Here is a 10,854-nt window from a genome sequence, read left to right on the forward strand (position 1 = left end):
TCTACAGCTGAAGTATTACCGGCATGGATGAGCCCGACAGCTCATTCGGCGGGAATCCCACGCGATAGTTCGAAGAAGTGACCAATCCGAAAGAAATAGCGCCTGACCATATGGTTCGGGGCATCGGTAGACCTCCGAGCCAGCCCCGAGCACCACCAGACTACGAATGGCTCTGGCGTCCCGCATGCGCGCTGCCAGCCTGCGCGGCACTCTGAAAAGGTGACCGAAACACCACAGGTCGTCGTCTACCCACCGGCCGAGGACGGCGGCAGGCGAGTCCGCGTCGGCAGCCACTTCATGGGCATGGCGTACACGCTGCTCGACATCGTCGAGTTCCTACGCCAGACCGGATCCGAAGACGTCGAGCCCGAAGACGTGGCGAGCGCGGCGTGGGTGGAGTGGCGGGAAGCCGGGCCGGACGTCTGGACGTCTCCCGGCTAGCTAGTACTCCAGCAGGATTTCGCAGCCTGACCTGCGGTTTTCGCCGGGCGGCTGGAGTGTAGTGGGCCGCGGAGTGCTCAGGGGTGGCCTTCGACGGGCCACCCCTCGATCGTGCGACAGCGCCGCAGATAGTGACAGGGTGCTCGGCAGTCTCCCCACGTGATCACCGAGCGTGTTGCCGAGCAGTGGGAGCTGGAACTGGACGACCTCTTCGTGACCATCGGCCATCGCTTCGGCCGGGTGGAACTACGCCGCCGCATGCGCGACTGCCTACGCGGCCTGCTCGTCCCGGTACCACCAAGGACAGCTGGCAACTGGCCGAGCAGGCAGGCCACTCCGCCCTGACGGCCTGCGGCACCTGCTCGCCGGAGCGAAGTGAAATCCCGACGACATCCGCGACGAGCTCCAGCACTACGCCGCGGACAAGCTCGGCGAGAACGACGGCGTCCTCATCATCGACGACACCGGCTTCATCAAGAAGGGCAATCACCTCTGCTGGGCTGACCCGGGACAACGGCCTAGCAGGTACAAGGGTGGGCCAGCCTTCGGTGCAACTCTCGGTGCAAGCCTCCAGACAGGTGGCTTGCCCAGGCGCGGCGCTGGACAAGCTGCCGGCGCCTGGCCAACACGGCGGCGAGGGGGATCACGGTGAGGAACCGGTCCCGGCTGTGGAGCCACGCCTCGACGGTGGCCTTGTCCTCCTCGGTCAGCGAACCGAGGTCCGTCTTGCACTTCGGCCACATTCAGCTCGTCCAGGGCATGGGCGTAGTGCGCCACCGCCTGCTGGAGGTCGGCGATCACGAGACGGCGGCAATGACCGCGGCCACGAAGCGGATGATTGCGCGGTCGTCGCCGGGGAGCTCGATCCGCAGCAGCAGCGGCACGGCGCGGCGGATGGAACCCATGACAACCCCTCACGAGCAAACGAATTGGGCACATGCTCCCCTACCAAGAGGCCCTGCTATCGCTCACCCTCAGGCGCACGGGTGCACGAGACCCGGCGCACCACGGCCGCCGAAACCGCGCTGCCGACACGACGCAGCCTGTATCCGCGAGGCCGGCGCCGCCAACATGCGCCCGCGTGCCGATTTACGTGAGACCGGCTGGGAGTTCAGAAACCGAGTATGTGAACTGCCCTGTGATTGATGCAAAGTCGACGGCCTGAGCAGCTTGCGACGGCGCCTGCACACGAGAACGCCGAAAATACTTCCCGTCCGGTCCGGCGCAGGCTGGATGAAGCCTCGGGCCGCCCTGTGGGACGACGACGAGGTGCGCGCCCGGTTCGCCGACCGCGCTGCCGAGGACCCGGACGCCGACCTGCGCTGGGCGGCGGCCGTGGTGGTGGCGAACCGGTGGCCCGACCGAAGCGCAACGGCCGTCGACCAGCTGCGCACGCAGGCGTGCTCCGCCCCAGACCTGGAGTCCCGCTGGCTCGCTCTGGCCGCCCTAGCGGAGCTGCCAGGGACAGCGGGGCAAATGCCGCTGATCGCCGTCCGTGCCGAAAGCGATCCCGATTTGTCGGTCCGCAAAGCCGCCTTCGACGTGTGTATCGGCGCCGTCCCGCCCGGCGGCCTGCTCTCCGTCTTCAGCCGCAGTATGAACGAGCGGCTGGCTCGCCGTACAAAATCGGCTGCTCACGGCTGCTGACGATGGCCGGCCTCTCGCCGAACACAGCGCCGCCCACGATCCCGACCCCCTGATACGAGGGCGGGCCCTCGACATCGTCGCGCTTCACTGGCCGGACCGGCGGACCACGGCACTTCTCGCCGACCGCGCAGCAGACGACAGCACCCCAGAGGTACGGGGGCTTGCAACACTGCTACTCGACACGGCTCGCGGGCAATGACAGGTCGTCCCTGCGAGCCACTTCGCTGACGACCTCTCCGGTATCCGTCAGGACGTCTGATCGGCCATCGGGACACGGATGTGCCCGGCTGTGTGGAGGCGAACGGGGGGTAAAAGGAACGCCGATGGTCCACGAACGGGACGAGGAGTGTGCCATGACCGATGACGCGTACCTGATTCTCGTAGACGAAACGACCGAGCCGACCGGCGCACCCGGCGTGCCGCCGTCGGCGGCCGGACCCCTTGCCTGCATGGAGACTCCTGCTGTGCGCGCCTGGCTCGACGCGCACGACGTGTCCGAGACCTCCTCCCTGCTGCGGCTCGTGCCGCCCGAGCACACGGGATCCGTTCCGCCGGAGGCGAGGCGGCTACCGGTTCCCCTGGCCGATGAGGAACTGAGCCGCCTGCGCCATGAGACGGCTCCTGGAGCACTGGCCGCGGTCGAGGCCGAACTCCTCGCCTACCGCGACTGCGCCCACGGACGCGACGAACTGCTCGCCCGGGCGCTGGCCGCAGGCCTCCAACCTGACCGCGTCGCAGAACTCACCGGCGAGGACATGGCCGTGGTCATGGCGGCGGCGAGGCGCTGAACCGACGCCTTGCCGCGCGGTGCCGCCATTCAGAACTCCGCTCTCTCGCCCCGGGGCACGCAACACCGTCGAGCGTGCGATCAACCGCTTGAAGCAGTCCCGGGCGGTCGCCACTCGCTATGACAAACGCGGCTACGTTTTCCTCGGCACCGCTACCGCAGCCGCTCTTGTCATCTGGCTCCGAACATGACCACTCGAACAAGTCCTAGGCTCTACCCGTGTACCAAGATCCTTTCACTGTCTGCTATCCCGCCCTCCTGCCGTGGGCGCAGCCTTCCCGGCAGGACGATCTTCACCGTGCCATGCGGACGGCCGTCGAACGCTCGCTTGTGGTGCTGTGGGGCCACATAGACCCGGAGAAACCGGCTACTGACGCTGACGTCCACGCGATCGTCGCCGCCTCTGACGCGTACGTCCAGGGCTGGTTCGACGCCGTGATCCGCCCGGCTGCCTTCTATCCCCCGAACAACTGGGGATGGCCATCCTCGCTGGGGGCGTGGCTGGATGCCTCCAAAAGCCACGGCCGGGGCAAGGCTTTACGTCACACCATCGCCGAGAACCTCGACTTCTTCGCCAGGTTCCCTTTCTGGAGGACGCTGGAACTGGTCGAACACGCGGAGCACGCCGCGCGATCGACGACGGGTTCTCCCCGGCAGCGGGCTGCCGATGCCACTGCCGAGGCCCTGCAGTGGGCGTGGGCCCGTCACGCCGACAGACTCGGCTGGGACGACGCCGAGTGGTACGAGTACGTGGAGGTGCGCGAGCTGATCGGCTGGACGACGGCGGCGCTGCAACTTCCCGGGGTGAGGCCGTCCCAGGCTGCCGACCGGGTGGAAGAGATCGCCGGACAGAAGTGGGACGACTGGTCACCGTGGACGTCGGATGAACTACCGGCACCGCTCATTGCCCAGGCGGCGCAAGCTGTGGCGGACTGTGTGACGGCAGGCGCGGCTCCGTCCTCACCGCCCCGGGCATCTGGCTCCAAACATGATCGGGCTGACAAGTCCTAGTTGTTGGGGGACATGACGTTGGTAACACAGGCCAACACCGATGAAACCGAGGTGCCTCGAGGGACAGTGGTCGGGTAGCGTGCAGGCCATGTCGAGTCCTGAGTCAGACAAGGTGGGGGCTTTCGGTCACGCCGTCAGCCCCCTGAACCACTGAGCTCCTAGACCTGCTGTCGCAGGTTCTGCGGTGCGACGAGGGCGCCCTTGCGGGCTGGCCGCGGTGACGGGATGACCTTGTCGTGCTTCTCCTCGCCCCGGAGCCACTCGATGTCTCTTCCGCTGTATCTGCTTGCCGTGGCCGTCTTCGCCATGGGCACCTCGGAGTTCATGCTCGCCGGCCTTTTGCCTGAGATCGCCTCCGATCTCAACGTCACCGTCGGGACAGCAGGCGTGCTCACCTCGGCCTTCGCAATCGGCATGATCGTCGGCGCCCCCCTCGTCGCCGCGCTTGCCCGTAACTGGTCCAGGCGCTCCAGCCTGTTCGGGTTCATCCTCGCTTTCGCGGCAGCCCACGCCGTGGGCGCCATCACCACCAGATTCCCGGTCCTGTTTGCCACCCGGGTCGTCGCCGCGCTGGCAAACGCAGGATTCCTCGCCGTCGCCTTGGCGGCTGCCACCACCCTGGTCTCGCCCGACAAGAAGGGACGTGCGCTGGCAGTGCTGCTGTCAGGCACGACGACCGCCACGATTGCGGGTGTCCCCGGCGGCTCGGTGCTCGGCACGCTGCTCGGCTGGCGGGCCACATTCTGGGCTGTCGCCGCTCTCTGCCTGCCTGCAGCTCTCGGCATCCTGAAGGGAATCCCAGCGGGACGGGCGAAGGAACAGACGCCTGGCGGACCAGCCCTGCGAGCGGAACTCGCCCAGCTGGCACGGCGGAGGTTGCTCCTGGTGATGCTGCTGGGCGCGCTGGTGAACGCGGCCACCTTCGCCAGCTTCACATTCCTCGCCCCCGTCGTGACCGGCACCGCTGGGCTCAGTCAACTGTGGATCTCTGTGGCGCTGGTGCTCTTCGGTATCGGTTCCTTCGCCGGAGTCACGGTCGCCGGTCGGCTGTCCGACCAGCACCCCGGTCCGGTCATCGCGGTCGGCGGCCCGCTGCTGCTCGTCGGCTGGCCGGCCCTGGCCGTGCTGGCCGACAAGCCGGTCGCCCTGCTCGCCCTCGTGTTCATCCAGGGCGCCCTGTCGTTCGCACTGGGCAGCACGCTGATCACGCGGGTCCTTTACGAAGCCGCGGGAGCCCCGACCATGGCCGGCTCGTACGCGACCGCAGCGCTCAACGTGGGCGCCGCTGTCGGCCCCCTCATCGCCGCGACCACCCTCAGCACCGCAGCCGGGAACCTCGGGCCGCTGTGGTCGAGTGGGTTCCTGGTCGCCGTTGCGCTGCTCGTCGCGTTCCCCCTCCGCGCCGTGATCGCGGCTGGCCGAAGCACCGAGGTGCTCCAGTGGTCGCCCACGTCGCCGCCGAGGCCGGCGTCTCCCTCGCCTGCCTGTCCAAATGGAAGAACCGCTACGACAAATACGGCAAAGCCGGGCTGCAGGACCGTTTGAGTGTCCCGCACTCCTCACCGACCCAGACGCCGCCCACCCGACACCCCGCACGCCGCGGCCTACCGCCACGGCCGCCAGCTCGGCTACGTCGACCGGGGCTGGCTGCGCTGCGAGACGACCGCCATTCTCGGCCTCTGGCAGCCGGCCTACGCGATGCTCACCCACGCCGCCGCGAACCTGCCCCTCCCCGACGACGTCGGCATGGGCCCTGCCCACTACGGCGTCCACGTCGCGACGGCACTGGATACACGCTGCTGCGCCTCGGGCCCTACACCCAGACGTGGCAGGCCTCCCCGGACGCCGACCGCCTCAACACCGAGCTGGAAGGCCGCGCCGCACTCGTCATCCCCGGCTTCACCGTCACCACGAAGGACGCCGTGTTCCACGTCAGCGACCACGACAGCTACGCCGACCCGCACGGTGCCGACGCCGCCGCGCTCCTGGCCGATGCCATCGCGGGGGTGAGCGCATGACCTCGGCTCTGTACGAGGTCGAGACCAACGAGGGTGATGACGGCACCATGCACCCCGCCGAACAGGTCTGGACGCCCTGCGCCGACGGCGCGGCCGACTACGGGTTCATCGACCACCAGAGTCTGTGCGTCGCCGGGATCGACGGCGGGGCCGACGATGGCCTCTACCCGGTCGGCTTCCTCGTCCTCGGGCATCAGCGGGTGGGCCGACATCATCGAGGCCGCCGCCGCGTACATGGCCCGGACCCACGGCTGGCGCAACCTGCAAAACCACGGCCTTCGCGCTGTTCCCCTGCCTCTGTGACGGAGTACAGGATCAAACGAAGGCCCACTTCACGTCCGCTGAACTGAGCCGTTTCCAACCTCACGCTGACGCGTGGCGACGGACGAGGAAGGCCTGTCCAGACCGTACGGACCCGTCTATCACTACGCTGGGGTGTCCGAGAGCGGCCTGCTGTACAGCGCCGTGCCCATGGGAGAGCCTTCGCCGGTGACGTGGGCGCGGATCGACGCAATGTAGTCGTCGCGGTTGATGCGTCCGTCGCCATCGGCGTCCAGAGCCTCGAACGCTGCTTCGGCGTTGGTGGCCGGGTTGTTCAGTGCTGTGCGCAGGGCTGTGAACTCGGGCACGTCGAGGGCGCCGTCCTGATCGGTGTCGGCGAGGTCGAAGAGGGCGCCGAGGACGGGCGCGCAGACGGTGTCGAACGCCTCGGCGCCCGCCCAGGCCGCGTATTCGTCGAAGGTCATCCCTCCGTCGCCATCGGCGTCCATCGATGCCCACGCCCGCTCGCCGAGTGTGCGTGCGGTGACGACGAGCGGGTCGTCCTCGTTGCGCCCCGTCGCCAGCGCCACGTTCCTGGTGCGTGCCATGTATTCGTCCCTGGAGACGACTCCGTCTCCGTCCGCGTCCAGCATGGCGAAGACGAGTCTCTGCGCGGCTGCCTGGTCCATCGGGATCCCTTCTGACGGGGACGTTCGGTGTGAGTGCTGTGTTCCGGTTCGGCCTACCCCCTCGGCATCAGGCTCAAGGCACCCATTGGGTGTGCGCGGGGCGCGTCCCGCGCACAGTGCGGGTCGTACGCGGGTGGTGTGCGACAACGAGCCTGGGTGGCAGGAGTGGCCCGGGGTAGTCACGGCCTGTTGGCAGAGCGGATTCGCTGGAGGGTGGATGTTCGGTAGAGGTGGCGCGGCAGTGGCGCTGAGTTCCTTGGCCCTGGTGGGCTCGTCGGTGGTGTGGGCTCCGGCGAGCCAGGCCCACGTGCCCGAGCACAGAGAGAGTGTCCTGTGCATGGGTTCCAGCACCAGCATGTATGACCCGCCCTTGACTCTGCTGCCCCGCCCGACCCGCGTTCGCACACGCGCCAGTTACGGATGCGCGGTCGCTCCCGGCCGGACGGTGTCGGCCACCGGCTACCTGGAAGGAGAGTCGCCCTCAGCGTCCTGCATCACGGTAGACAGCCCCCGCCTCAGGGAGGTCGTCCGCTATGCCGACGGCAAACGGTCGTTGATCTCCTACGACAGCGGCACCAGCATCCGCGTCGCCGGCGTCCTCGTCGTCAGGCTGTCGGGCCGGGTCGTCGAGGGCCGCGGCGAAGGGCTGGCGGCGCATCGGACCGTGCCCGCGCTCCCCGGTCAGCTGCCCACGGAGTGCCTCTTGTCCGGGCTGACGGGAAGCACCGGTGAGGCGCTGTTGGAGATCGGCGCATGACCCCGGCCGTGGTAGGGATTCCCACCGAACCCATCGGCAGCATTCCCCGGCCCGCCGAGCTCCTCGTAGCCGCGGCAGACCATGCCGCGGGCCGGATCAGCAACGAGGAACTCGCAGCTGCCCAGGACCGCGCGGTCGCCGACACCATTCGACGCCTGGAGGAAATCGGCTCCCCGGTCGTCACCGACGGCGAACAGACCAAACCCAGCTTCGCCACCTATCCCCTGTCCGGCCTGGACCGGCTGTCACCCGACGGCGTCGTCATTCCCTTCGCCGATGGACACCAGCGGCAGCTACCCCGCCTGACGGCCGGGCCGCTGCGCTACGGCGTCCACGCCGACGGCTATCTCCGCACGGCCCTCCGGTACGCGACCGTACCGGTGAAGCAGGCCGTCATCGCGCCCTCGGCTCTCAGCCTGCTCTTCCCGCCCGACGGCATCGACGGATATCCCCACGATGCCTTCCTCGACGACCTCACCAGTGAGGCCGAGACCGACATCCGACGGTGCCTGGATGCCGGCGCGCACTGCGTCCAGCTGGACTTCACCGAGGCCCGCCTTGCATTGAAGCTCGACCCGGGCGGCCAATTGCTGGACCAGTTCATCGCGCTCAACAACCGGGTCCTGGAACGCTTCTCCGCCGCCGAGCAGGCCAGGATCGGCGTACACACCTGCCCCGGCGGTGACCAGGACTCCACGCACAGTCTCGACGTGGACTACACGGCCCTGCTGCCTGTCTTGCTCCGGCTCAAGGCCGGCGCCTTCTACGTGCAGCTCGCCAGCGAGCCCGAACCGGACAAGGTCCTCGCCGTCCTCGCCGATCACCTTCCCGACCAGGCCCGCGCCTTCATCGGCGTCACCGACCCGATCGATCCCCGCGTCGAGCCCCCCGAACTGGTCCGCGACCGCGTCCTGGCCGCTGCCCGTCACTTGCCCGTCGACCGCCTGGGCACCTGCGACGACTGTGGCTTCTCCCCCTTCGCCGACGACACCTCCACCTCCCGGGACACCGCCTTCGCCAAGATCCGCGCCCGCATCGAAGGCACCACCCTGGCAGCCCACGAACTGGGCGGCTGAATCTTAGGCGGAGGATGTGACCACACTGCGCGGGCTGAACGGCCGTGCCTGCCCGCTCCCTAAGGGCTGTCCCGTAAATGATCTCTGACGCACCTGCTGGCCTGCCGGTTTCTGTGTCACCCGGCGAGGACGAGGTTGTGCATGCGGGCGATGCCGAGCATGGCGTGGTGGACGCCGTCGCCTTTCAGGCGGCAGTCGCGGAGGATCTTCCACGTCTTCATGCGGGCGAAGACGTGCTCCACGCGGGCGCGGACTTTGCGGTGGGAGGTGTTGTGTTCCTCCTTCCACGCGGGGAGGTCGGTCTGGCCGCGTTTGCGGCGGTGCGGGATGACCAGGCCGGTGCCCCGGTAGCCGCCGTCTGCGATGACCGTGGTGTTGCCGACGGCGCCCTTGGCGCCGGACAGCTCCCACGCTTTGCAATCGTTGCGGTTGCCGGGCAGCGGTCGGCCCACCGCGACGATGAACCGGGTGTCGGCCTCGATGACGACCTGGTGGTTGGTGGAGTATCGGTAGTTCTTGGACTGCTCGGCGATGGTGTGGTCGCGGGTGGGGACGAGGGTTCCGTCCACGATCAGCACGGTGTCCTTGCGGAACCGCTTGCGCTGCTGGAGCGCGAGCGAGGGTCCGAGGTTGTCGATGATGCGGTCGGCGGCCGACTTGGAGACCCCGAACAGGGGAGCGAGTTGGCACAGGGTGAGGTTCGTGCGCCAGTACGCGGCGACGAGGAGCACGCGGTCCTCCAGCGGCAGGCTCCAGAGCCGACCCTTGCGCACAGGGTCCGCACCCTCACGCCGGAGCACGGTGATCAGCTTGCCGAACTGACGCGAGCTCAGCCCGGTGAACGGGGCTATCCAGGACGGCTCCGACGCCGTGATCACACCAGACACGCCAAGATCATCTCACCTGTGATCTCACCCTTTGGTCACCGCTCCCGCTGGGCGATCTTGTTCATGGCTTCGAGCCACCTGGTCAGGCCGACCACTCCCTGCTCGCGCAAGATGCCCGCCCATTCATGTCGCCGGAGGGTGACGAAGCTCAAACCCTGGACGGAGTAGTCGGAGATCTGCCACGAGCCGGTCTCCCTGTTCTTGAGCCAAGTGAGCTCCAAGTACGTCTGCTCGCCGCTCGGGGTCGGGAAGGCAACCAAGACGATGGCGATGTCCGGCCCCGAATGCCGGATCCGCAGGATGCTGTAGGTCTGGTCAGGGACGGCGAAGGCCAGCTTCTCGCCGATTTCCATAGCCAGATAGTCCCTGAAGGCCGCGAAGTATGCCTTGCGCTGCCCTGGGGTGGCCGACCCGTAGTACCTCCCCAGGATGCTGGCCCCCATGTACCTCACGTTCAGATCAGGAAGGATCTCCCGGCTCGCAACCTCGCGGAGCTCGGCAGGGGTCCTCTGCGTTGCGGCCACGCTTGCGAAGGTCCGCCGGAGCATGTCGTCAGTCCCCTGGAGGGGCTCCGACACCGAGCCGACCGCCGCCCCGACATGGCCGCCCACAGCTGTGCTCGCGGGCGCGGCCGACGCAGGGGCCGCCACGAGTCCCAGCGGCAGCATCACGCCGGCAGCGGCGATGGCCAACGCCATCATCATCGAACGCTTCATCCTGAGATCTCCTCCTCCCCGGGGCTACCCCCCGGGTCCTGGGCCCGGACAGCACACACGCGTATCCGCAGGCACCGGCTGTTCATGCACACGCTGCCGTGCCCAACGCCCTATACCCGGGGCCGGTCACGGCTGGTCGGCGACGAGGAGCACGCAGTTCTCCAGCAGCAGGCTCCAGGGCCGGCCCTTGTGCACTGGCTCCGCATGCTTACGCCGGAGCACGGTGATCAGCTTTCCAAACTGACGCGAGCTCAGCCCGGTGAACGGGCTATCCAGAAGGGCTCGGAGGCCGTGATCACACCAGACACGCCAAGATCATCTCACCTGTGACCACCAGTTACGGGACAGCCCTTAGAAGGCAGGCAAGGGGACCCCGCCGACCCACCGGATAGCCCCTAAGAGGTCCTAACGGAATGCGGTTGAGTCGTGACCTCTGGCCGGGTGACGCAGTTGCTTGGGTGTGAGGTGTCGGCGTACAAGCGAACGTGCACCACCTCGTACGGATGAAAGTGCACCATTGTTGATGCGGTGACGGGGCGTCGGCCGTGAGTCTGCTGCTGTCGG

12 protein-coding genes and 1 pseudogene are annotated in these 10,854 nt (G+C 68.0%); 9 read left to right on the forward strand and 4 right to left on the reverse strand.

Annotation, left to right across the window (positions count from 1 at the left end; genetic code table 11):
* The first annotated feature begins 219 nt into the window (after nt 1-219).
* The 7 genes from IO33_RS0137305 (at nt 220) to IO33_RS50730 (ending at nt 6,254) form a co-directional block, all read left to right on the forward strand.
* Nucleotides 220-441, forward strand: coding sequence for a hypothetical protein (locus tag IO33_RS0137305; protein ID WP_031173455.1), 222 nt, complete (start codon nt 220-222; stop codon nt 439-441).
* Between the two features lie 159 nt (nt 442-600).
* Nucleotides 601-786, forward strand: coding sequence for a hypothetical protein (locus IO33_RS50725; protein WP_157857979.1), 186 nt, complete (start codon nt 601-603; stop codon nt 784-786).
* A gap of 888 nt (nt 787-1,674) precedes the next feature.
* Nucleotides 1,675-2,088, forward strand: coding sequence for a hypothetical protein (locus tag IO33_RS0137320; RefSeq protein WP_031173458.1), 414 nt, complete (start codon nt 1,675-1,677; stop codon nt 2,086-2,088).
* Between the two features lie 353 nt (nt 2,089-2,441).
* Nucleotides 2,442-2,876 carry a DUF6003 family protein gene (locus IO33_RS0137325; protein ID WP_031173459.1) on the forward strand — a complete coding sequence of 145 codons (435 nt, stop codon included), beginning with the start codon at nt 2,442-2,444 and terminating at the stop codon, nt 2,874-2,876.
* A gap of 218 nt (nt 2,877-3,094) precedes the next feature.
* Complete coding sequence (locus tag IO33_RS0137330; protein ID WP_157857980.1) at nt 3,095-3,886, forward strand: hypothetical protein; 792 nt, start codon at nt 3,095-3,097, stop codon at nt 3,884-3,886.
* Nucleotides 3,887-4,150: 264 nt separating this feature from the next.
* Entirely contained in the window at nt 4,151-5,431 is a 1,281-nt protein-coding gene (locus IO33_RS0137335; RefSeq protein WP_078964054.1) for a Cmx/CmrA family chloramphenicol efflux MFS transporter, read from the forward strand.
* A gap of 469 nt (nt 5,432-5,900) precedes the next feature.
* Entirely contained in the window at nt 5,901-6,254 is a 354-nt protein-coding gene (locus IO33_RS50730; protein WP_157857981.1) for a hypothetical protein, read from the forward strand.
* A gap of 75 nt (nt 6,255-6,329) precedes the next feature.
* On the opposite strand, the gene IO33_RS0137345 is transcribed toward IO33_RS50730, so the two are convergent.
* Complete coding sequence (locus tag IO33_RS0137345) at nt 6,330-6,854, reverse strand: EF-hand domain-containing protein (protein ID WP_031173464.1); 525 nt, start codon at nt 6,852-6,854, stop codon at nt 6,330-6,332.
* A 337-nt stretch (nt 6,855-7,191) separates the two neighbouring features.
* On the opposite strand from IO33_RS0137345, the gene IO33_RS0137350 reads away from it, so the two are divergent.
* Both IO33_RS0137350 and IO33_RS0137355 read left to right on the forward strand, forming a co-directional pair.
* On the forward strand, nt 7,192-7,611 hold the full coding sequence (locus tag IO33_RS0137350; RefSeq protein WP_157857982.1) for a hypothetical protein: 420 nt from the start codon (nt 7,192-7,194) through the stop codon (nt 7,609-7,611).
* The gene (locus tag IO33_RS0137355; RefSeq protein ID WP_031173468.1) at nt 7,608-8,687 is read left to right on the forward strand and encodes a cobalamin-independent methionine synthase II family protein; all 1,080 of its coding nucleotides are present in this window, start codon (nt 7,608-7,610) and stop codon (nt 8,685-8,687) included. The genes IO33_RS0137350 and IO33_RS0137355 overlap by 4 nt, the downstream gene beginning before the upstream one ends.
* 116 nt (nt 8,688-8,803) lie before the next feature.
* Here IO33_RS0137355 and IO33_RS0137360 read toward each other — a convergent pair whose 3' ends face one another.
* From IO33_RS0137360 to IO33_RS48265, 3 genes and pseudogenes are all read right to left on the reverse strand, one after another.
* Complete coding sequence (locus IO33_RS0137360) at nt 8,804-9,574, reverse strand: IS5/IS1182 family transposase (RefSeq protein WP_031173471.1); 771 nt, start codon at nt 9,572-9,574, stop codon at nt 8,804-8,806.
* A 35-nt stretch (nt 9,575-9,609) separates the two neighbouring features.
* Entirely contained in the window at nt 9,610-10,290 is a 681-nt protein-coding gene (locus tag IO33_RS0137365) for an ABC transporter substrate-binding protein (protein ID WP_051927190.1), read from the reverse strand.
* Between the two features lie 138 nt (nt 10,291-10,428).
* Nucleotides 10,429-10,598, reverse strand: a pseudogene (locus tag IO33_RS48265) (IS5/IS1182 family transposase); the annotation flags it as partial.
* Nucleotides 10,599-10,854: the final 256 nt, after the last annotated feature.

The organism is Streptomyces durhamensis, from assembly GCF_000725475.1.
Classification (GTDB): Bacteria; Actinomycetota; Actinomycetes; order Streptomycetales; family Streptomycetaceae; genus Streptomyces; species Streptomyces filipinensis.